This is a genomic window from Myxococcales bacterium, assembly GCA_016706225.1.
Lineage (GTDB): Bacteria > Myxococcota_A > Polyangia > Polyangiales > Polyangiaceae > JADJKB01.
In genome coordinates this window covers 503392-526509 of the sequence record JADJKB010000022.1, presented here as the reverse complement: position 1 = coordinate 526509, position 23118 = coordinate 503392, and the positions used below count along the sequence as shown (strand labels likewise).

General features: G+C 66.2%; 10 protein-coding genes and 1 pseudogene. 1 reads left to right on the top strand and 10 read right to left on the bottom strand.

Going from position 1 to position 23118, the window contains the following annotated elements; genetic code table 11:
* Positions 1-32: 32 nt before the first annotated feature.
* The 5 genes from IPI67_33335 to IPI67_33315 all read right to left on the bottom strand — a co-directional run bounded on the left by IPI67_33335 (position 33) and on the right by IPI67_33315 (position 11515).
* Positions 33-1520 carry a hypothetical protein gene (locus IPI67_33335; protein ID MBK7585061.1) on the bottom strand — a complete coding sequence of 496 codons (1488 nt, stop codon included), beginning with the start codon at positions 1518-1520 and terminating at the stop codon, positions 33-35.
* Entirely contained in the window at positions 1508-4489 is a 2982-nt protein-coding gene (locus IPI67_33330) for a trypsin-like serine protease (protein ID MBK7585060.1), read from the bottom strand. The genes IPI67_33335 and IPI67_33330 overlap by 13 nt, the downstream gene beginning before the upstream one ends.
* Before the next feature lie 2063 nt (positions 4490-6552).
* Positions 6553-7914, bottom strand: coding sequence for a hypothetical protein (locus IPI67_33325; protein ID MBK7585059.1), 1362 nt, complete (start codon positions 7912-7914; stop codon positions 6553-6555).
* 11 nt (positions 7915-7925) lie between these two features.
* Positions 7926-11138, bottom strand: a complete 3213-nt coding sequence (locus tag IPI67_33320; protein MBK7585058.1) for a thrombospondin type 3 repeat-containing protein — start codon at positions 11136-11138, stop codon at positions 7926-7928.
* Positions 11139-11143: 5 nt separating this feature from the next.
* The gene (locus tag IPI67_33315) at positions 11144-11515 is read right to left on the bottom strand and encodes a trypsin-like serine protease (GenBank protein ID MBK7585057.1); all 372 of its coding nucleotides are present in this window, start codon (positions 11513-11515) and stop codon (positions 11144-11146) included.
* A gap of 887 nt (positions 11516-12402) precedes the next feature.
* On the opposite strand from IPI67_33315, the gene IPI67_33310 reads away from it, so the two are divergent.
* Positions 12403-13515 carry a transposase gene (locus IPI67_33310; GenBank protein MBK7585056.1) on the top strand — a complete coding sequence of 371 codons (1113 nt, stop codon included), beginning with the start codon at positions 12403-12405 and terminating at the stop codon, positions 13513-13515.
* 42 nt (positions 13516-13557) lie between these two features.
* Here the strand turns inward: IPI67_33310 and IPI67_33305 are convergent.
* From IPI67_33305 to IPI67_33285, 5 genes and pseudogenes are all read right to left on the bottom strand, one after another.
* A pseudogene (locus tag IPI67_33305) lies at positions 13558-14494 on the bottom strand (IS630 family transposase).
* A 278-nt stretch (positions 14495-14772) separates the two neighbouring features.
* Positions 14773-15738, bottom strand: a complete 966-nt coding sequence (locus IPI67_33300; protein MBK7585055.1) for a transposase — start codon at positions 15736-15738, stop codon at positions 14773-14775.
* Between the two features lie 253 nt (positions 15739-15991).
* A complete protein-coding gene (locus IPI67_33295) occupies positions 15992-17296 on the bottom strand; it encodes a hypothetical protein (GenBank protein ID MBK7585054.1) in 1305 nt (434 codons plus the stop codon).
* Positions 17293-22293, bottom strand: coding sequence for a VWA domain-containing protein (locus IPI67_33290; GenBank protein MBK7585053.1), 5001 nt, complete (start codon positions 22291-22293; stop codon positions 17293-17295). The genes IPI67_33295 and IPI67_33290 overlap by 4 nt, the downstream gene beginning before the upstream one ends.
* Before the next feature lie 348 nt (positions 22294-22641).
* Positions 22642-22977 carry a hypothetical protein gene (locus IPI67_33285; GenBank protein ID MBK7585052.1) on the bottom strand — a complete coding sequence of 112 codons (336 nt, stop codon included), beginning with the start codon at positions 22975-22977 and terminating at the stop codon, positions 22642-22644.
* Between the last annotated feature and the right edge of the window lie 141 nt (positions 22978-23118).

The window sequence follows — 23118 nt, the reverse complement described above, 5'->3', positions numbered from 1 at the left end:
TTCGGCGACCTCCTGAGTCGGCGTGACCCGCATCAATTCAGCGGCTTTGCGAGCACGTCGAGCTTCGCGAGGTCGAGGCGCACGACGCGCTTCGCAATCGAAGGATCGGCGTTGGTGGCCTCGTTCTCGGTGACATACAGGTGGTTTTCGCTGAGCGTCCAGCCGTCTGGGTGGAGAGCGTAGCCAGGGCGGGCATCCACACGCCAGAGCTTCTGGGTCGAAAGTTGCATTACGAATACGGAAACGTTCGAGGTGACGCCAGCGCTCGGGTGTTCTCCAAGCTGCACTGCGGCGTGGTCGCCCCACGCGCGGATGAAGCTACCAGTACGCCCGAAGGGATAGCCTGGGAACAACGGGCCTTCGGCCGGCTTCACCCCGGCTTCAGCATAGACGCGCGGCGCGGTCCAGAACCAGCTCTTCGGAGCGCCGGTGATGCTGTCGCATCCGCCGTTGCCGGCCATGGCGTGCCCGACGATGGTGGTGTCGGTCATCGCGATGTTGCACGTCTCGAAGGGCAAAGGATCGATCAGCGTGCGCACGCCCTTGCCGTCGGGCGCCCAGCCGCGCAGGCGCTCCGTGGTGCTGGTCGGGAAGTCGGTCCAGGCTCCAAGGTCGCCTTGGCCGGAACCGAAGCGTGACGCCGAGGGTGCTTCGAGCGTCGTCGAGTCATTCTTCGACACGTCCAGCAGCGCCCAGACGCCGCCTTTGCCCGTATCGAAGACCGCGCCACCCAAAGCGTCGATGTCCCACTCGACCAACCCAGCCGGCAGTTCGCTCTTCAGTCGCGCAGGCAGCGCCCAGACCCAGGCCCCACCGGAGACCGGTGCGGTGACCGGCACCGATCGGGCGGGACTTCCCCCGACGAAGACGTTCGCTCGCGCGCTCTCTCTGCCGTTCCCGAACACACACGAGGCCTTCTTGACGTCGCTCAAACGCTGCTGGACGGCGGCCCTCGAAAGCCCATCGCCCAGCCCAAGCATGCGTCGGACCGCGTACACACCGGTGCCGTTGACGACGTGCTCGATGGTCAGCAGCGCCAGTGTCAGGCCGCTTGCGCGATGCGTGCTGGCGACCCCGTACCAGGCCCCGGTGCCGTAACCTTGGATCAAGTCCGCCACCGCGCAGCCGTCGCCGCAGCCTTCCCAAACCAGCGGCGGAAACGCGAGCTTGTCACCCGCGGCTTCGAAAACCCTGCAGTAAGGATGCGTGAATTCCGTCCCAGGCACGGCCTTCCAGATCTCCGGATCCGCGAGCCATGCGTGCTCCGGCGGCAGCGCGGGATCGCCGCCCGCGCCCGCTGCCCCGCCGCCGTCGAGAGCACCACCGGCGCCGCCACTCCCTCCCTTGTAGCCTCCCGAGCCTCCCCAGATCAGGACGTCCGCCGCGTCGCCGCCGCCGCTGCCCGTCCCGCCGCTGCTCGGAGCAGGACCGCCGTCCCCGCAAGCGCCGAACGCGCCAGCGAGCATCAGCCCCGCGGCGGAGAGCAGCGCGAGACCGCGAGCCGTCGTCACAGGGAGCACGGCGAGTGACCGTTGAATTGGGCCGAGGCCAGCGCTTGGTAGACGATCTTGCCCTTCCACTCGACGGCCAAGATCGGACCATCGTCACCCAAAACGGGCTGGCCTAGAACCCGTCCCGGGGCTGCGTGCACTCCTTGGAACGCGAGACCGTTCGCCTTCGGCTGCAACCGCCACGCAGTGTACGCCTTGGGAAGACGCGCGACGAGCACGAGCGACCCGTCTGCTTGCGCGACGAGCCAGAGTCGGTCATGCATCCCCGAGTACGGCCAGCTCGCCAGCTCCGCCGACGACCCGTCCCGCACGTCGTAGCGGACCATCCGAGCGCGCGGCGTTTTGGCCGCTTCGGTGTCCACATCAAGAACGTAGAGCAGGCTCGCCGCCTGGTCGTAGGCCGCCGCGAGCATCTGCTGCGCCGGCTGGTGGGCGGCGTGAGGCGCGACGATTTGCCACGACCGCGCGCCGACGACGTAACGCCAGATAGTACCGGTCGGATCACCGTCCGCGGCGCGCCCCCCAATCATGTACACGGCATCTTCCAGCCCCGAGTAGAGCGCGAGGTGCCCGGAACGCGCGCGCGGCGCGAAAGCCTCCGACGCCGCGACCGCCAGCGGCGCTGGCCCGACCCTCGACCCGCCGGTGAGCCCGCTCGTGGTGGTGAGGACGGGAGAAATCTCGGCCGTTGGTGAGTAGTCGATGGGGAAGCCCACGGCCTGCACCCCACGGCGCGCCGTTGCCGCACGGATGCGCCCCGGTGGCTCGACTGGCGACAGCCACCACTGACCGGCGTCTCCAATCAGCGCTGCAACGCCGGCGGACACGTCCGACGACAAATCAAACGCGGTCGTCGGGCTGACGACCAATCCGGCCGGCGACGCGGGGCTCGCACCGAGGACGCCAGGTGCGATGATGCCATCGGTGAACTCGAACAGCGCCGGGTCGTCAAGATACAGCTTCGGATTGAGCCAGTGCAGGCAGTCGGCCTTCCCGCAGTTGGGAATGAGTATCGGGATGTGCGGCTTGATGGTGACGGCAGGAGTCTTGACGAGCTGGAACACGTCGCGCAGGTCGGCGCTCGCGTCTCGCGCGCTGGCCACGGCCCCGAGCGTCGTCGTCAAGAACGCGCCGTGCGTGCGGCACGAGAGGGGATCGAGCGTGCAGGGCGATGCGTCCCCGAGCACCTTGCCAGTACTCAGGTCGGACCGCCACTGCCAGACCACGTCGAGCAGTGGCGCAGCGCCGACCGTAAACGGCAGAGCTAGCGGCGTCTCGGCCGCAGGCAGCGGGAACCCCGTCGTGCTGGTGATGGTCGGCGTGCGCCATGCTGCGCTCGGCACCTCTGGGGTCGCCCAGGGGCAGATGCCGTTCTCAGCCACGCATTCGTCGAGGTCCAGTTCAACGCCCGCCCCGGTGATGCACGTGCACTGCCGGTAGAGCACCCGCTCGTTGACGGGAGACGGGCTCGATCCGTTCTCGTTCCTTCCGAGCCAGCGTTCGCCGTGGATGGTCACCACGTTGTCCGGGCCCACGCCGTCGGTGGTATCGAGCGCGACGCTCATCAGCTCGGGCTTCTGGGGCGGAAGGCGTACGACAGGCGTCGCGTCGCAATCGTCGGCCCGCGAGACCAGCGACGGCACGCCGCCCTTCTCGCGCTTCTCCGAAAAATCGTTCGAGTTGACGCTCGAAGTGTTCTTGAAGTCGCAGCTGTCGCAGGCGTTGGCGATCTCGTCACCGTCGTCGTCGGCTGGCTCGCTGCAGCGAGCCGGGACCGACGCGCCGTCTCCTAGGATGCAGTAGCCGGCGTTCACAACGGAGCAGTGGGCGTCCGATGTACAGGTCGGGTTCTGGCTCGGAATCGGGCAGAAATCGCAAGCGTCACCCACGCCGTCGTGGTCAGCGTCGCCGACCGACGGCCCTTGGCTCGGACAGAGATCGCAAGTGTCGCCCTGCCCGTCGCCGTCGCTGTCCTTCTGCACGGGGTTGTTGCAGTGAGCGTTCGGCGTTCCCGCAGGCAGCGCCGCGCACACCGCTGCGGAACAGTTGTCGCAAACGTCGCCAACACCGTCGTGGTCCTCGTCCGTCTGGTCCGCATTTGCTACGAATGGGCAGTTGTCGAACAGCGTCGGAAGCCCGTCCTCGTCCGCATCACCAACCGCGTCGAGCACGAACTGGTGGTTACTGGGCTTCGTGCCAACGTCGCCAGCCGCAGCCCACTTCTGCCCTCCTGGCGGTTGGGTGTGACCCTCGGTCACACCCACCAGGAGCCAGTCACCTGCGGAGTCGAGTACGTACAAGGCACCGCCTGAGTCGCCGAGTCGGACCTCGGCGAGGTCGTCGCCGAGCGGCGAGACCCAGAGCGGAATCCCGCCCCAGCCCGGTGCAAGGTGCACATTGACTGGGCCGTATCGGCGCGTGCCTTCGGTCCCGGGTCCAGTCACCTGGCCCCAGCCGACGACCCTGCCAGTCGATGTGAGCTTGCCCGTGTCGACCGCTACCTTCAGCGGACCGAGGTAGACTTTCGGGATGTGCTCCACGACCGAGACGGGCACGTTCTGCACCAGCGTGACGATGGCCAGGTCGATGGAGTTAGGCGAGTCATCGCTACACGACCACCCCGGGTGCAGCTCGACGCCCGCCAGCGCGGTGACGAAGCCGCCACCTTGCCCTGGCGGAAAGTAGAACTCGGTGAACGGATCTACGTTGACCCCGCAAACGCAGTGGGCTGCGGTCAGGACCTTGTTGCGTGCCACCAGCGTGCCGGAGCAGAAGGCGGTGAAGCCTTGGGACCGGAACGCACCGACGGCGCTACGCTCGGTGTTCGTCGAGCTCATATCGGTTGTGGTAGCCCCCGCGAGCGCCTGCTGGGCACCCGTCACGACCGCGGCGCGCTCCGGCGGGCGCGCATCGGTGCACCCGAGCACCGCAGCCAGAATCAGAAACGTGGCGATGCGTGGTGCGTGCTGCGTCTGCACCGATACCTCCGCGAGCTGAAACCGGAGTCTACTCGCCCCCAACATCGCGGACAAGCGCCGCCCCAGACCACGAGTCAGCCTCAGCGGCTAGTCTAGCTCGAGCAAAGCGATCGCGCGGCAACTTTGAGACTTAGCGGAGCGGATGGGCCCGAGGAATTCTACAGATCGGCTTCAGTGGTGATCGCTTGGGAATGGCCGTCGCCATCTTGTGCTCTTTCTTGCAGAAGTGACGGAAGTCGAAGGCGCGCCAGGTGCCGTGCTCGCGCGCGGCGGTGCGGTGTCGGCGGCTAGGAGCAGATGCGCGACAAGCGCGGACCGCAGCGCCTATCACGCCTCCGGCGCTGTCTCTGGCCGCCAAACCACAAGCTCGTCGCGTACTCGATCGGACAAGAGCTTCAGGTTTCTGTGATCGACGATTGCGACCCCACCCCCACCGTCTGCGTGACGGGAGTCACGAGTGACGAAGGCACCCCGGGCAGCGCCTCGTTTGGCGCAAACGGGGCCTCCGCTCTGAGCGGGATGGTCCCGCGGACGGGCGCACCTACACCATTCACCTCGAAGTCGAGGACGACGCTGGCAATCGCGCGACGGCGTCTGCATCTGTCGTTGTCCCGAAGTCAGGAACCGTCGGGTGCGACGTTGCCGCCAGTTCCTTGCTCGAGGACGGCATCCGCGCTGCGTGTTCTAGCTATCCCCGCACCAGCGCCGACCCCGCGTACTGTCCGAAAACTCGTCCGCCACAAAATCAAGCCGCACTCCGATGGTAGTAGCGGAGCGTTCCGCCGAGCCGCTCCCGACATCGAATCGTTCCCGCGCCGTTCGAGTTTGCGGGCGGCGCTTCGATCAGCGCGTTGCCGAGGCCCTGGTGATTTCTCTCTAGATGGTAGTGCTCTACGTACTCGGAGACGATCTGTCGCAGGTGTTGCTCGCCAAGCGGGATGACGCGCCGCAGGCACTCGTGCCTGATTGATCGAACGAACCGCCTCCGCGTACGCGTTCAAGTTCGGGCTCCTGGCCGGCAGCTTCACGGTCTTCACGCCGGCAGCTGCAAGGATCTCGGTGAACTCCTGCGTGAACAGCGGGTCCCGGTCGTGAATGAGGTAGAGCGTATCTCTCAGAAACCCGACGGCAGGGTCGGTCAGGTTCCGCGCCACCTGGGCCATCCAGGCGCCGTACGCCTCGTGAATGATCCCGGCGACGTGGACCCGGCGGGTCTCGAGATCGATGACGAACAGCACGGCGTATCGGACGAGCCCGTGCGTGGTGAGCACCTCGACCGTGAAGAAGTCCGTCGCTGCCAGCGCCCCAGTGGGCTTCGAGGAGGGTTTTCCAGGACGTTCGCTTGCCGCGTTCCAGAGCTGGCTCGATGCCATGGTCGGCGAGGATTTGCTTGATGGTGCTTCGCCCGAGCTCGTGTCCCAGGTTTTGCAGCGCTCCCCGAATCCGCGTGTAGCCCCAGGTCGGATTTTCGTTGGCCATTCGGACGACCAGGCTCGCAAGCGCGGGTCGTTTCATCGGTCGACCCGGGCGACGGCGATGACTCCCGTCGTACTTCCTCGCGATCAGGTTGCGGTACCAGCGAAGAAGCGTGTCCGGGGTGACGATGCAGGCCAGTCCCAGCAGGGCTCTGCGACCCAGAATCCCCGCTCGAGCGGCCAGCCTCCGACGCTGGCCGTCCGTCAGGCGAAGGCGACGTCCTTTCAATTGCTCGCGAAGCACTCGGTTCTCCTCGACCAAGTACTCGATGACCTGTTGCTGGCCGCGCTGGATCCAGCCGGCAACGCTGAGGACCCAAAGATGCATCACGAGAGCTCTCATCCAGCGAATCTAGATGGGCCGAGCGGCTGCTGCAGAGGGAGCCTCATTGCCCCAAAATCGGCGGCGATTTCGTGGGCTGGGTTTTCGAACACTACGGGATGGCGTTTTGCTCGCCAGCGCAGCGAGCGGCCCGCGCTTCTTGCAGCTGGCCACGAGCTCGGAGTACCCGCAGTCACGACACACAAGGTGCAGGTAGCCATGCTCCAGCTGCCCGCAGCGGGGGCGCCGCACGACGGGTGCGGCGCTCATGGCACAGGATAGCGCACCAGATACGCCGAGGGGCCGGCGTTTGGCTTGGCGGCGTCGAGGTAGACATGCTCGCGAGAAATGCCAAGGTGGGTCTTGTAGACACGCTCAGCCGGCAGTTTGAGCCCCCGCGTTTGCTTGCTCATGACGTTCCAAGCCGTGAAGCCGTATTCGCCATTGGCCTCGATCGAAGTCAGCGCCGCCAGGACGCCGTGGCCTCCCGCGAGCTCGGGTGTCGAGGTGAACCCCAGCTTCGCGACCAGCTCGGGCTTCAGCTGCGCGGGGTCGGCACTGAATGGGCTGGCCCATACCTCGACCGTGTCGTACTTGTTGATGTCCTTTCGGTTTATCCCGCGCATCACGCCGACGTGCGTATCTGCGAAGGCTGCGAAGCCGAGGTCGTCAGCGGGCACCGGAGGTGTCAGGTAGGCAGCAGGAGGGAGTTTCCCGTCGGACCACGAAACGCGGCGCTGGGCGTCCCCGCCATCGAGAAGCACGAACTCGTCGAACAAGAAGATCGAGCCCGCGGAGGTGGGGCCTGAGAGCAGCGCCGTCTGACCGCTCCCTTCCTTGGCGAAGATCGTGAAGTCCGAGCCATCCACTGCAGACACCGTGCTGAATCGCGATGCGGGCGCCCACCACCAGAGCCAGCGCTTTTCGGCGAGGGGGTATCGCTGGGGGCTTCCAGGCGGCGGACTCACGAGAGTGAAAACGGACTCAGATGCAGCACCCGACTCGCCCAGGATGCCCCCGTAAGAGCTCAGTCCAAGTTGCGTCACCACCACCGCGAAGCGATTGCCCCACAGCGAGGCGGCTGCAAAGACGCATTTTTCGGGTCCCTCCGCACCTCTCAGTGCGGTGAGCACGGATCCCTTCGAGTCGGAGACCACCGTGACGATCTTGGAAAATGTGAAGGCGAGCGCGATCCGAGTGATCATGCCATCGTCGTGGACGTTGGCAGAGAAACCCGGGTCGGCACCGACGAGCTTTGGATTGAACGTCGCTTCTTCGCAGTTGGCCGCCCATGCACACGGCTTCCAAACGAATGCCTTCACCTCATCAGCATTCTTGAGCTGCTCAATCGTGCATCCCGCAGCCATCTGTCCGGTTGGCTCCCATTTTGGATCCGCGCCCCAATCGATGCCGCCATCGCCCGCCGAGCCTCCGCTCGCGCCGCTGCCCCCGCCGCCCGCAGCTGCACCGCCCCCACCCCACGATGGACCGCCGGTGCCGGCAGTGCCGCCCCCTGCGTCGGCGCCCCCAGAGCTCGTCTCGCCGCTCGTCTCGCTCCCGCACGCGACCCAGGTCGCGCCGGCGAGCAAGACGGCGCTCGCGCCGAGGCCGAAGAGTCTGGGCTTCATCGGTTTGGCCCTCAGAGGCAGTCCGCCACTGTGGGTTTCGCCTTGGTGGGCGCTTCCAGTACCAGCTTGGTGGGCTTGGACACCGTCTGTCCAGGCCCGGCCCCGGCCGGTGCGTAGTACACGTCCTCCGCCGCGATGAACGAGTTCTGGACCTTGCCCCCGGACCGGGCCAACGGAAGGGTCAGCCCGCGCTGGGTGAGCGTGGATTCGAGCGCGAGCTGCCCGGCGTGGAACACACCGCCCACCGTGAACAAATGGTGGTTGCCGGGGCGGAGCACCACCGACGCGACGCGGTTGAGCTTGGTGGACGTGCCGCTCAGGAGAAGCTCTCCATCCGGGGCGTTCGAGAGCTCGACCCACGCGACTTGCCCTGCGCGGGGATAGAGCCCGACCACCTCGACCTGGAGATTGTCGAGACTGAGACGAAGGACACGCGCCACGCCGGGACCGATGTCCGCGTCGATCAGCCAGAGGCTGCGCGTTTCCGGCTGGTACGTCGCGGCGAGCACCAAGCGGGGAGTCGGCCCGCTGATCCCCAGCCGCATCCACTGCCGACTCTCGATGCCATAGCGCCAGACGTCGCCGGGCTCAGAGCCGTCTCCCAGCAGTTTGCCGCCGAGAACGAACACCGCGTTCTCGATTCCGCTCAGGACCGCGGCGAAGTCGCTCCGCGCCGCCGGGCCAGCGGAGGGTGGCTCGACGGCGGCACTGACCAACGTGTCGTCCGTCGATCGCGCGGCCAGCTGCACGCGACCGCCCGCGTGTACCAGTGCGGAGCTCACGCGAGTGGCGTCCTGTGCTAGCGCGACCAGACCCACTTGCCCACTCTTCATCCAGGTCCCGCGCTCGGCGGCCTGCAGCCAGCGCACGCTCGGCTCGAGCAATGCCCCGATCGCCGCACTCGAGAACGATGCAGTGATGTCGGTGCTCTGGGTCGCAGACCGCGCCACCACGACGCTGTTGGTGGGATCGATCAGCAGGTTGTGGATGTCCATCGACATGGCGCACTGCGGACAGGGATCCACCTGGCAAAAGAAACATGCGGTGAGCGCGGTGCCGTTGGTGATGTAGTACTGGAGTTGCTCGCCGTAGTAGTTCGAGTCGTAGTGATTCGAATGGCTGCGGAAGGCCAGTGGCGACGCGGACATCTGCGGCACGTCTCGCACGGCGGTCCAGAGCACGCCGAGCTTGCCCTTGTTCAGTCCGAAGCCTGGGGCGGGGTCTTGGCCTAGGTCCCAGGCCACCGGCGTGGGCGCGGCGCCGTAGGCGGCGAGCTGGTCGCTGCCTTTTTGGGCGAGCTCGGCTCGCGGCTCCGCGGTTGGGAGGCCCGGGAATTCCGCGCCCGGGGTGAATGGGTAGCCCGGCGGTGGCAACTTGGGGAGCGAGCTCAGGTTGACGGGGGCGGGAACCATTCGCGGGACGGACCATTGCGAGCCGGGCAGCGTGTAGTGGAGCGCGTCGAGCGGGCACTGCGTGCCGATCGTGCGACAGTCCTCGACAGTACCGATGAGCTTCCCCGGCACCGTGCACGGACAGAACCTCGCCCCCACGGTCGCGTCCGGCGTGCCGGTGTACTTGTGATCGAAGAACGCCTGGCCCGGCACAGTCTGCGCGGTGACGCTCTTCGGGAGAACCTGCGGATGGAGCGAGACGTTGAGCCAGACATTCTCATCGGTGTTGAGCATGGGACCGGTTTGGGTGCGCGTGCAGGGGTTCCGGTCGCAGGCGTCGCCGACGTATGGATAGGGCATCATCCCTAGCGCGATCTCGATGTCGAGGTTGCAGTTGGGCTGGTTGTTGATGCCGCCAGCGCCTGAGCTCGGGTTCTTCACGGAGGGGCAGTTGTCGCAGGCGTCGCCGACGCCGTCCTGATCGTCGTCCCTGAACTTGTTGCAGTAGCGGTTTCCGGGCTGGAGGCCGCCGTCCGCGGTGGGGATCAGCTTCGCCGGGCTGCACTGAGCCCCGGCCAGCCCCGACTTCGCAACGCAGTTCGCGTCGGAGGTGCACTGCATTGCAAAGCTCTCGTTCTTGTCCGCTTTGTGGTCCTCGTTGGGGTACGGCGTCCAGTCAAACTTCACCCCTGGGCAGTTGTCGCAGACGTTGCCGGAACCGTCGTTGTCGTCGTCGGCCTGGTTTGGGTTGCTCTGCGTGCGACAGTTGTCGCAAGCGTCGGAAACGCCATCGCCGTCGTAGTCGGCGCCCCGCGCACACCGACCGAAGAAGCCCGCGCATGGGTTGGGCGTCGTCAGGCCGTTCACGACCGGTGTACCGATCTTAAAGCAGAGCTCCGAGTACTGGTTGCCGCAGTCTGCGTTGCTGTTGCAACAAGCAAAATCCGAGATGCCGCGCACGTCGCTGTACGCGCAGCTGTCGCAGGCATCGCCTACGCCGTCCAGGTCGGAGTCTGCCTGCTTCCAGGTGAGCGGGTCGCGCGCGTTCGTCGCGTCGGGGCAGTTGTCACACGCGTCCGGCACATTGTCGCCGTCTTTGTCGTTGCCGGGTGTGACGGTGAACGTCCCGTCGAAACGGTAGTTGGGATCAGGAAAGTTCGGACACGGGTCGCAAGCGTCAGGGATGAAGTCACGGTCGCTGTCGGCGTCCGCGGCTGGCGCCGTGGACGCGCCGCAGGTAGCGAAGAGGTTGTCGTGCGCATCGAAGAGCGGCGGGGAGACGCCGAGCAGCCAGTTCGCAGCTTCCTGGCGGTCCACCCGCGCGTGGAGATTGTTCTCCGTGATTTCGGCGAACCAACCGTCGAAGACGCAGATGTCCGTGCCGGGAACGCAATCGTAGTGAGGTTCCACGGAGAAGAACGGGCCGCCGTCCGCGGAGTTGATGCCGCAGACAATGTTGCCCTGGAGCAGCGGTCCTCCGGAATCGCCCTTTTGGAGGAATTTCGCCGATTGTTCCAGCGGCCCGAGCAAGTCCTCGATGACGGGGAAGTAGTCGAGAAACAGGTCGGCATAACTGAACTGCCCGCGGTACACGTCGCCCGCGGTCGAGACGCCCGCACGCGTGACCTGGTGTGTTGCTTGCTCGCGACTCCCGGACGAGTAGCCGAGGTAGCGCCCCGCAAACGTGGTGGAGCATCCGGTTGGCTGGTAGGTCGGCCCGAAGGGCAGCCCGGCGGGAATGACGGCGCCTTGGGGAATGCGTTGGTCGACCGGGATTATCGCCAAGTCATTCTGCGAAGCACCGGGGAACACCATCGGGCTTTCGGTGGTCATCCAACTCAACTGTTTGCCGGAGATGGGCGTGTAGCGCGCGACATCACCAAAAGTGGGAGTGCCCCCGTCAGTGACGGCGACGTGTTCTCGATCCGAATGGCGCTTCCCGGGAGGTAGGTGGAGAACTGCCCCGCTTTGGGGAACTTCGAGGTGCCATTGAAGCAGTGAGCCGCGAGCAGCACGTGCCCCGGAGAGACGATGACGCCCGAACACCGCGTCGTGCCTCCGAGCGAATTGGCGAAGCTCACGTAGACGACGGCCGGGTCGTTCGGTGCCGGAGAGCCGTTGGTGATCGCGGCGGCCCGTGAGGGTATCCCGACCAGTGCGAGCGCCACCAACGTGCATATCGTGTTGCGTGTTGCGTGCTGCGTTTGCATTGCAGTCTCCCTGGGCTGGCACTGCCGAGATAAGCCGCACCTGCTAGCGGAGCCGCCCATCGCCCCCGCTGCATGCAGAAGTACACCTGATCGCGCGAGTCCGGGATGAGAACGATGAGGTCGGCCGAAGAAAGGTGCGAGGTGCGCGCACAACTCTGACTTGGGCATGACGTGCCGCATCGCGCAGGCGGCCAGCGACAAAGCCCGTCGCAGTGCGAGTGACGTAGGGTGAGACAGCGTCGCAAGATCGTCTCGCACGGGCGCCCGCGCTTGCCGGCGCCTCCTGGTGAACGTCGCAGCGCCGCGGCGAGGCTTCGAGCTCCTGAGAAAACGAACCAGGTCCGCCTCGGTCGAGTCGAATTCCTCGTCCTGAAAGGGAGGAAAAGGATCCACGCTGCTCTACCAGACAGTGGCGGAGCACTGGCCGGCGTTCCTCGAGCGCGCGGACGAGCACGGCGGCCTGCCGCGCTTCGTGGTGAAAGAGTTCGAGGCCTACCTGCGCTGCGGGCAGCTGGAGCACGGCTGCCTGCACCTTGTGTGTCGTGACTGCGGGTACTCCGAGCTCGTCGCGCTCAGTTGCAAGAAGCGCGGGTTCTGTCCATCCTGTTTGGGCCGCCGGATGGCCGACACCGCGGTGCACTTGGAGCAGGCGGTGCTGCCGCGCGTGCCCATCCGTCATTGGATCTGCTCTTTGCCCTGGGGTCTACGCTCGCTGCTCGGGTACGACCGCAAGCTCTGCTCCGAGGTGGTGAGCGCGTTCATGGCGGAGGTGGACCGCTCGCTGCGCTGGCGCGCGAAGCGCGAGCTCGGCATTTCGAGTGTCGCAAGCTGCCACACCGGATCCGTGGTCGCTGTGCAGAGGACGGACAGCGCGCTCCCGGCTCAACGTGCACTTCCACGCACTCGTGCTCGATGGCGTGTACGTGCACGCGGACGGCGACCCGCGCGCGCCGCTCGAGTTCCGGGAGCTCGACGCGCCCACGCACGCGGACGTGGCGCAGGTCGCAGCGCGCACTGCGGCCCGCATCGAGAGCATCCTCAAAGCGCACGGGCGGAGCCTCGACCCCGAGCTCGGTGAGCAGGAGCTGCCGGAGCTCTGCTTTGACGAGCCGGGGCTGGCTGCGTGTTACGCGGCGGCAGCTCAGGGCATTGGCGTGAGCGGTGAGCGCGCAGGCAAGCCGCTCTTGCGGTTGGTCGTGCCGGCGGAGTTGCCCGAGCGCCCGCGTGCCGCGGACGCGACGGATGCGCCCATCGCCGAGGTGCGCGGCATCAACTTGCATGCGGCGCAGGTCATCGACGGCCGAGATCGGCGACGAGTGGAGCGGCTCGCTAAATACATCACGCGCCCTCCGATCGCGCAGGACCGCCTCGAGCGCCGGCAGGACGGCAGGCTCGAGCTCATCTTCAAGAAGGTGTGGCGGGACGGCACCCGCGCGCTGGTGCTCGAGCCCCACGACCTGATTGCGCGGTTGGTGGCGGCCGTGCCGCCTCCACGCTTTCACATGCTCCGGTATTTCGGGGTGCTCTCGAGCCACTCATCGCGCCGGGCCCTCGTCGTGCCCAAGCCGCCCGTGGATGCGGCCTGTCACAAGCCACCTCCGGCTCGAGGCGATCAGCTCGAGCTGCTCGGCGAGAAGGACGATGCGCCGGTCGGGCGGAAGCGGTGGGCGTGGTTGCTGGCGCACGTGTTCGCGGCCGATGTCGAGACGTGCCCGCGTTGCTCCGGCCCGATGAGGTGGGCGGAGGTCGCCACGAGTCGCGCGGCCATCACGCGGCTGATTGCGGAGCACGAGGACGGTCAAGCCTCGAGAGCGCCGCCCGCGGCGAGAGTCCCCGTACTGTCCGAAAACTCGTCCGCCACAAAATCAAGCCGCACTCCGATGGTAGTAGCGGAGCGTTCCGCCGAGCCGCTCCCGACATCGAATCGTTCCCGCGCCGTTCGAGTTTGCGGGCGGCGCTTCGATCAGCGCGTTGCCGAGGCCCTGGTGATTTCTCTCTAAATGACCGATCGCAATTCGCGTAGCGATTTGCGATCGGCTGCGTCAGGCCGCCCGCCGCAGCGCGAGGCCGCGAGTGTGGCGACGGTTGAAGTCATTGAGGAAGCGTCGGACATGGCGCATCAACTCGGGAAGTGTGACGCAGCGATGGTTCCTGGTGACATTGGCGTGGAGGTCGAGCCAAACGCGCTCGATGCGGTTGGCGTCCGGGCAGTAGGGAGGCAGGAAGTGTAGCTGGATCTTGTCGGCGAAGTGAGCGAGGACCTCGCGTGTGACCTTGCTGCTGTGGATGACGTAGTTGTCGACGATGAGGTGGATGGTGCGGGCTTGCGGGTTCTGCTCCACCAAGCGCCAGAGGAGCTTGCAGAAAAGCCAGCTCGCCTTGCTCTCGGCGTCGACCCAGACGAGCTGGCCGGTTCGGGCGTCGAGAGCGCCGGCGATGTAGGCCCTTATGGTTCTTGCCCGGCGTGACCACCCGGCGTTGGACCCCGGGGAGCATCCAGTCGCGGCCGATTTTCGGGTTGAGGTGGATGTCGACCTCATCGCAGTAGAAGACGGGCTGCCGGGCAGATGCGGTCTCCGCCAGGCGCCGAAGCGCGCGAAGGCGGTGCTCGCGCTTGGCCTTGCGCCAGGGGCAGAGCACGATGGGCTTTGGGGCGCCGAGTCGCGCCCCGATCGCGCGCAGTGCGCGGCCCATGGTGCAAACGGCAATGCGGCCGAAGCCGCGCCGCTCCAACTCGAGACAGAGCAGCTCGCGGGTCCAGCTGGGACGTTCCCAGCCGAAGTCGAGGGGAACGCGCTCGAGCACCCGCCAGAGCTCGTCGCGGAAGTCAGCATCGACCTTGGGCGCCCCGTTTCCTTTGCGCTGGTCGTAGAGGCCGAAGATGCCCTGCTCGGAGAATCGATTCGCGGCCTTGACGACGGTCGAAACGGCAAGGTCGAGCGCACGAGCAACCGCGACGGTGCGCTGACCGCAGAGCAGCTTGCAAACGGCCTGAAATCGCAGGGCTGTGGCGGGGTCGCCACTGCTGCGCCCGATGTGTAGCAATCGTCGTCGTTCGTGTCGCGGCAAACGCGGTAAGATGCCCACGGGAACCTCCGATGTTGGTTGTCTTGCAACTCCGTCATCGTCGATGGTTCCCAACTTTTCAATCCATCCCACGACGTTTTCCCCCCCTGAGGCCGCGCAGCGGCCGATTTGGGGGGGAAGCCCGCGCGCAGGCGCAGCCGAGCACGGGCGTGGGGGGGCAACTTCAACTCCTAACAGCCGTCCGCGATCGACAATCGCGACCGGTCATTTAGATGGTAGTGCTCTACGTACTCGGAGACGATCTGTCGCAGGTGTTGCTCGCCAAGCGGGATGACGCGCCGCAGGCACTCGTGCCTGATTGATCGAACGAACCGCTCCGCGTACGCGTTCAAGTTCGGGCTCCTGGCCGGCAGCTTCACGGTCTTCACGCCGGCAGCTGCAAGGATCTCGGTGAACTCCTGCGTGAACAGCGGGTCCCGGTCGTGAATGAGGTAGAGCGTATCTCTCAGAAACCCGACGGCAGGGTCGGTCAGGTTCCGCGCCACCTGGGCCATCCAGGCGCCGTACGCCTCGTGAATGATCCCGGCGACGTGGACCCGGCGGGTCTCGAGATCGATGACGAACAGCACGGCGTATCGGACGAGCCCGTGCGTGGTGAGCACCTCGACCGTGAAGAAGTCCGTCGCTGCCAGCGCGCCCCAGTGGGCTTCGAGGAGGGTTTTCCAGGACGTTCGCTTGCCGCGCTCCGGAGCTGGCTCGATGCCATGGTCGGCGAGGATTTGCTTGATGGTGCTTCGCCCGAGCTCGTGTCCCAGGTTTTGCAGCGCTCCCCGAATCCGCGTGTAGCCCCAGGTCGGATTTTCGTTGGCCATTCGGACGACCAGGCTCGCAAGCGCGGGTCGTTTCATCGGTCGACCCGGGCGACGGCGATGACTCCCGTCGTACTTCCTCGCGATCAGGTTGCGGTACCAGCGAAGAAGCGTGTCCGGGGTGACGATGCAGGCCAGTCCCAGCAGGGCTCTGCGACCCAGAATCCCCGCTCGAGCGGCCAGCCTCCGACGCTGGCCGTCCGTCAGGCGAAGGCGACGTCCTTTCAATTGCTCGCGAAGCACTCGGTTCTCCTCGACCAAGTACTCGATGACCTGTTGCTGGCCGCGCTGGATCCAGCCGGCAACGCTGAGGACCCAAAGATGCATCACGAGAGCTCTCATCCAGCGAATCTAGATGGGCCGAGCGGCTGCTGCAGAGGGAGCCTCATTGCCCCAAAATCGGCGGCGATTTCGTGGGCTGGGTTTTCGAACACTACGGGCTCCAAGACCATGCGCACGGCCTGCTGCACGATCTTGTCCTCGAGCGCCGGCACACCAATCCGCCGCTGCCGCCCGTCGGGCTTCGGGATGAACACCCTTCGCCGCTCACTTAGTTCGCGGACTGGTTACCGCGCTTTCGCTAGGTCCCGTCGGGTAGCCCGGGCGGTTCGGCCACGTAGACACATCCGGGTGTGGCCTTCACCAGCCTGACGTGGACCGCGTGTGAGGCTTGGTGATAGGCGAGCCAGGTTTCGCCGTTCCAGTCGACCGCGGACATCTGGCGAATGTCGATGTTGCCCCATTCTGTCCCGTCGAGCAGTGCCCATGGTTTGCGCAGTTTGCCGCTTTCTAGATCCTGACGATGGACGTTCGTCCCCGAAGCCGAGAGCAACACCAGGGAATCAGGTCGTGGGAGCAGGGCCATTCCGAGGATCCCTCCGCCGAGGAAAGGTTCCAACAGGACCGGCGGGCCCTGCGGGGCGCCGTCCACGCCCGTGCGCTGAACCGGGATGGCCAGCTCAGCACCTCCCGCTTTGGCCGCAAGCCACGCGCCCGTCGCGTCCGCCGCAACCGCGACGGGAACTGTGCCAGCCACGATCACGTCCTTGATGTCCACCACCTTTGCCCCCCCCCCAGTTCCCGGTAGCCGGTCGCCATCGCGGAGGTGTCCACTCAGCAACACCGAATACGAACCATCGAGGACGTAACTTCGGCCGCTCTCCGAACTGGTCGCCGTCTTGTGCCCGAGCGGACCGTAGCCCACGTTGATGGTCTCGCCGTACCGCGTGAAGGGGAGGAGCAGCTCGCCTTGAGCACTGACCCTCGCCACGAACAAGCTGAACTGCGGAGGGATACCGTAGGCGTGCATCGCGAACGCTTCGCCGTCCCACGCAGCGTGCGTCTGGAGGCCCACGTCGTCGCCGGTGTTGGCCACCGGAAGCGCGACCCGCGCGAAGGGCTCGGCCTCGCCCGGTCGGAGCAACGCCGCTTCCGGGTGCCAGACTCCGGCCTCTCGCCACTCGTATCCGATGACGACTGTACCGTCGGGACCGGCGGCGACCGAGTTGATTTCTCCCTCGGGAAAGAGCGCTCCTTCCGGAAGTAGCGAGTACACACGGTGCGAAACTGCGTGATCTGGAGCGACCGTCGTTAGTACCAGGTGTTCCACCGCGTCCGAGGTGTACTGGCCGGTCTTTTCTGACTGAAATCGATAGGCAACCCACGCGACGTGCAAGCCTTCCGAGCTTGCGAAGATCGCACCAGGAAGCGCGTCAGAGACCCAGTGCCAGCGACCGGGCTCACCCAACACCGCCGGCGTCAAGACGAGGTCGAAACAACTCGGGGGAGAGCCGCCGGTTCCGGCGCCACCATCGCCATCCGCAGATTCACCGCAGCTCAGAGTGGCAAGCGCAGCGGCGAGCCCCAGCCGAGCCCACCCATTCACAGTGGCAGCCCTCGCTCCTTGCCAAAGACGGCGAGGTCGAGCTCCAGAGACAGGGCTTCCTGGAGCCGCTGGTTCGCCAGGTGGAGGGTGTGCGGCTCGAGCAGGGCGATGCAAGTCATCTTCAGCCCCTTCACCTTCAGCAGCGTCGTCAGCACGTGCACCTCGTCCAGATTCGGGCCCTTCGAGAGGGACACCCGCTTGACGGAAGCCAGCGCCGCATCGTCGAGCGTGAGGAGCGAGGCGACGATCTCCGCTCTTGCCGCGGACAAGCTCCCAGCGTCCAGCGCATCCTCGGCGCGTTCTTCAGCAGCGATGGCTTGATCGACGCGGGTATCGAGCAACCGGCGGAAGCCGACGCGCGCGACCTTGCTGACGTTCCCGGCCAGGTCTCGCGCTTGCACGTAGACCTCGCCTGCCGAGACGTCCGGCAGGCGAATGTCCAGGCGGGTGGCGACCGGCTGCCAGGCCACGGTCTCGATGGAGATACCGGCAAACGAGTGGCGAAGCTCGACCACGCCGGACACCACGGTTCCGAGCTCGACGGTCGGTTGCACGTGCGTGGTCAGGCTGGGGTCCTCGACCTCGAGCTCCAGGCTCACGTCGCGAGTGCGCGACAATACCTGACCGGTCTTGATGCGCACGATCGGCGGGACCGGATCGATGTTGGGCGTTGCACACTCGACTGCCGACCAGCCACTGAGCACGGGTCCGCGCTCGGCACGCATGCGATAACAGCCGCGCTGTCCGTTCGGCGCGGGCACGACCACGAACGGTGACTCGCCACTTCGAGCGCCCGCGACCGTCAGGAACGGCCCCTCTTCGTCGGGGGCCCGCTCGACGGTCAGAACGGTCCCCGTCGAGCCCATGCCCGCGGGAAGGAACACCACACCGTTCCCGGCCTGGGGGTCCAGCACCGGCGAGTCGATCGCGTCGTCGGTTGGATCCCGCGGGTCCCGCCCTGCAGCGACCTCGGAGCCATCCGCTTCACCGCCTCCATCGCTATCGCTGATGTGGGGGTTCGTGCCGGCCCGGAACTCCCCGTCCGCGGTCAAACCGTCCCGATCCGCGTCCGAATCCGCCTCCATCGGTGGCCCGTACCGAAGCTGCCAGCGATCGGGGAGGTCGTCGCCGTCGAGATCCGGTAACGGCGCCAGCACGAACCCTTGCTGTCGCTCTCGAATGACCCGCGTGTCGCCCGGGTCGAGGGCGCACGTCGCGAAGGTTCGAACCGCGTACATTCCTGGGAGGCTCGTGTGGTGGAACGGGGCTCCGAAGATCCCGTCTCCGGCCCGGCCATCCTCGTGCTGGCCGTCGTCCTGGAGGTGCAGGGCGACCCGGGTCACCTCATCGGGCAGCGTGACCTCCGCATCGACGACGCAGCGGGTGAGCGGCGTCTGATCCACGACCACCGCGCGGAGCGCAACGTCGGAGCCTACCCAAGCGGTGAGCTCCCCCGTGCCGACTGTCTGGCCGAGAGGCAGAACGTCTCCGACGTCCACGGTCGCAAACATCTGCGCGTCGGAGTCGAGACTGGCTTCGACCAGGACGTTCGGTTGCAACGTCTCTGCCCCCGGGCGAGTGAAGACCGACCAGGGCCCCGCCTCCGGATCCGGGACGCGGTAGGTCGCAGTGGACTCAGCGGCGTTCACCAGCAGCGGAAGGTATTCGATGCCGGATGGCGCGACGAGCTTGCCCAGGGCAACTTCGGGTTCGGTGGCCACCACGGTGACCCGCAGCTCGTGCGCACCGGCATCGACGGAAAAGGTCACCGGAGACGCGCCGCCAATTGCACGTCGCGAGACGACACGCTCGAAACGAGAGCTCGTCCCGTACGCCGAGAGCATCGCATCCGAGACGTCGAGGGTCGCCAGGGCGAGCGATTTTGGTGGGTTCGGTGCGTACACCAAAGTACCGCCGGTGAGGCGCGCCAGGTGATCGAGCTCGGAGAGGTCGGCATCCTGTCCGAAGGCGATACTCGAGACCACCGGCAGCCTGAGCGTCGGCACACCGCCTCGCGGGATTCTTCCAAGGGGCAGGTTCGGCCACGGGCCGTCGAGATCACCCTTGGGAGGATCGCTCTCAAAGTAGTAGTCAGAGGGGGTGGCGTTAGCCGAGTTCTTGCCGTCCGACAGCACGACGATGAGATGGCGGTCTGCGGTCAGCGTCGCGGGCGGATCGTAGCGGACCGCCAACAGCGACTGCGCTTCGAGCAAGCCGTCGCCGATGCTGGTCGCGCCGAAAGCGGTGACCTTGCCGATTTCCGAATTGATCGCCGCAACGTCGCCTGCGCCGACGAACTGCATGCCGGTCGAACCGATCGGAAGCGTGGTGGCGTCATCAGCGTAGGTGACCACTCCCGCGGAGGTGGTCGGGAAGCCGGCCGCGGGCGCGAAGGAGTCGACCAGAGCCTCAGCGGCAACCTTGGCCGCGGCCAGTCGATCTCCCAACATACTGCCGCTCCGGTCGAGCGCCAGCACGACGGCCTCCGAGCCGAGCCCGGTCTTTATGGCTGCCGGCGCCGACGCCGTGATGCCGTTGATTGAGACCTGGAGGTCGAGGTCAGTCGCGACTGCAGGGTAGAACGAGGCGGGCAGTGCGGTGACCATCAACAGGTTGCCGCCGGTCAGGGGGTAGGGATAGAAGTCCACCCACGGCTCCAGCTTGCAGCCCGTGGTTCCCGCAGCCGCACAGTTGGGCACGGTTACTTCTAGCTGTTCAGGCCCAACGTTCTGTAGCGGGATGGGGTGGTTCAGTGAGTCGCGGTAGCTGAGCTTCACCAGGAACTTCTTGCGCGCAAACTTGTTGCCTGCGTACGCCGGCGTCGCCTGAATCGGATCGACGATGTCGAGATGCTCCGCGACCGCCCCGAACGACCATGTGAAGTTCGACGGACCCGCACCGCCGCTGACTACCACTACGACTTCCTCCGTGCTCGCCCCGATCATCACGGGCACGCCAAAGAAGAGGGAGCCGGTGGTCAACTGCACACCCGGGCACTCGCCATCCGACCCAATCTGGCAGACCGGTTTGGGGACGAGCTGGGTCGATGACTGGCGATCGACCCGAAACACCCGGATGCGAGGTCCGTTGGACTTCGGCAGCACTTCGGCGCTGAAGTACAGCTTCTTGCCGATCCAACCCGGCGCCGGTCGCGCCGACAGGAACGCGGCACCGCGCGCGCCGACGCCCGCCGGCTGCACGCTCGAGATGCCGCTGCCCGCTGCTAGCACCTTCTTCGTCGGCCCGGGCGCCCAAGTGTCGGCAATTCGGTACGCTCTCGGCAGGCCGTCGCACGGGTCGTTGAGCGAAACATCGCACGTGTTGTTGGTGAGCTGCGGCCCGATCGTGAAGGGCTTGCCGTCCGAGAGCGGGATGGCGCTGTGGTAGCCGTAGCCGTGCGTCCACTCGAAGCGCCAGCGCGGGTCGGTGTCCGTATACTCTTTGAGTGCCAAGGCTGTGTGGAAGTCGAACGTGGCGTCGCTCAGGCTCCGGCCCAGACGGCTGGCGAGGACCTTGTTGATCGCCGTCGCCGTCGACAGCTTGGCGGAGGTCGGCTCGGCGAAGCCTAGGAGCATCTGGCCGACCAGATCCATGCCTTCGTCCGATGGGCGCTGGTCGAGGGTCAACGCTTTGCGTTCGATTCCGGACGGGAGACCCGCGGGATGGGGAGGCTGTCCGAGCGGATAGGAGAACTGCTCCTGGAGATACCTCCAGAACAGCGCCGACTGATACTTGCGCTTCAGCACGTCCAGCGCGGGCAACGTGAACAACTCATCGCTCGTGTAAGGCCCGCGATATTTCGGAAAGGCAGGATCCTTCGTCTCCACCTTTCCAGCCGAAACGCAGGTGCGGCGCACGTCCGTCACGGGGTAGCCGCTCGCTCCGGGGAAGCCAGCGAGGCAGAGGTTGTGCTCGACCGATGCCGTCAACCCCTCGCTGATGAATCCGTTGATGTGCACATTGCTGGCTGGAACCTCTCGCCCCCACGCCAGCTGCAGCGCGTGGAAGTACTCATGGGTGATGATGTCCAGGGCGTCGATCGCCGGTCCTGCGAGGGCCTGGTGCGGTAGCAGCCCGGGCTGGATGTTGCGGATCGCATCGACGTTCATGTGCAGCGCTCCCCAATCGGACTGCCCGGCCGAAGGATGCGGCCCGAGCAGCAACCGCATGGGCAAGGCGGCACCGGTGGCGTTGCGGCCGTTGAACCATGCCACCTTGGCGTCTGCCGCAGATGGGTTGGCTAGGTTCGGCGGCGCCAACCCGCTCTGGACGCGATCCCGCTGTGCGACGTCGATCGTACCGAACGCTTGCCGGACGTAGTCAGCGATTTGCGGCGACACACATGCATTGCGCTGCGGAACGTGCCCGAGTAGCCCTTGGGCCCAGTCGAGCTTCGACCCGTCCGTGCATGCGTGGAACAAGGACAGGGTTGTCGGATTCACACCGACCACGAGGAACTTACCACCCGGCGGGTCGGCGGCAAGCTCTCTCCAGCTTGCGCAGATCCCGTGCGCGCCGATGTCGCCAAGAATGGTGCTGCCGCCGTTCACTCTCACCATCAAGTGAGTCTCCGCTTCGCCTGGGCTGGCCCAGTCGATGGGGATCAAGCGAGCGGGCTGGCGGTCCGTGAGTGTGAAGCCTTGCGCGACGGAGTTCGGATCGATGCTGGTCGCCGGCACGTTCTTGTCGTAAACGAGCCAAGGCACAACGCCCGGACAGTCGACTTCGTTGGTCGACTTGACGCGGCAGAGCTCGATTCGATCGGTAGCGGCGATCGCCGCGGTCTTGTTCGCACCGACGCCGACGTAGTATCCGAGGAAGACCCTGAGCCTGCGGACGCTGGGGCTGTTCGCTGTGCCAGTGCCCTTGTAACCCTGGAGCAACTGGGGGCACGCGCTCGGGATCTGGTTGTCGCAGCCGTGCCCGAGGTCAGGCGCGCAGTAGCTCAGGGCGACGTTGATCTGTCCGACTGCACGAGACGGCGAAACGACCACCATCACGAAGAGGACGGCGATGAGGACGCATCGGCCCTTCCGCGGCTCTGCGGCTCTGCGGCTCTGCGGCTCCATGCATGGCTCCCTCCAAAGGAAGCGCAAACGCGCCCCCATCGTTGTCGATTCTCCACAAAGTTTGGCGTTGGTCAATGTGGGTATTCCGCGCATCGATGCCTCGGTTGGGTTCATTGCGGGGTAGCGCCATTGGGTTCATGCGCGAGATCGCTCCCCGGGCGTTCCGGGGTGCCCAAGCGTTCCGGCAGAAGCTCCGCGACCCCGCGGCGGCGCCGATCTGCGCGAACGCCTGCTGACCGCGCGGCCTGACACTCGCATCGCGGGGGTCGTGCGGTCTCACCCCTGCACCCACCCCGCCCCCGCCAGCTCTCCCGCCAACGCCACCAATATCACCCGCGGATCACTCGTGCGCAGCGTGGGCAGCGCGGCCAGCGGCGTCTTCTTGTCGACCATGCCGCGCAGCGCTTCGAGCGCGCGGCGCGTCTGGCCTTCGCGCGCGGTGTACTCGTTGCGATACGCGCCGAGCGCGCCGGCCAGGTCGGGCTCGCTCGAGATCCGTGCTCCGTCGCGCTCAACGCAGCTGCACGCGATTGCAGCGACGCCGCACATGACGAACAACGGGATTCGGCGTCGACCCAACCCCAGCTTTGCTTCACGCAGCTTCTGAGCCATCGAGGCCAGGGTATACACTGGCGCTCGATGAACAACTCGCACGGCGCGTGGGGTGAACCGCCGCATGGTAGCGGATGAACGAAGTAGCCAGGACAGGCCAAAGCACGACGGTGAGCGTGGCTCGCCGCATCGGCATGACCG

Coding starts and splice junctions, on each gene's coding strand:
- IPI67_33325 (MBK7585059.1), bottom strand. CDS start 7,914: ATGAAGCCCAGACTCTTCGGCCTCGGCGCGAGCGCCGTCTTGCTCGCC.
- IPI67_33320 (MBK7585058.1), bottom strand. CDS start 11,138: ATGACCACCGAAAGCCCGATGGTGTTCCCCGGTGCTTCGCAGAATGAC.
- IPI67_33315 (MBK7585057.1), bottom strand. CDS start 11,515: ATGCAAACGCAGCACGCAACACGCAACACGATATGCACGTTGGTGGCG.
- IPI67_33300 (MBK7585055.1), bottom strand. CDS start 15,738: ATGCATCTTTGGGTCCTCAGCGTTGCCGGCTGGATCCAGCGCGGCCAG.
- IPI67_33290 (MBK7585053.1), bottom strand. CDS start 22,293: ATGGTGGTCGTTTCGCCGTCTCGTGCAGTCGGACAGATCAACGTCGCC.
- IPI67_33285 (MBK7585052.1), bottom strand. CDS start 22,977: ATGGCTCAGAAGCTGCGTGAAGCAAAGCTGGGGTTGGGTCGACGCCGA.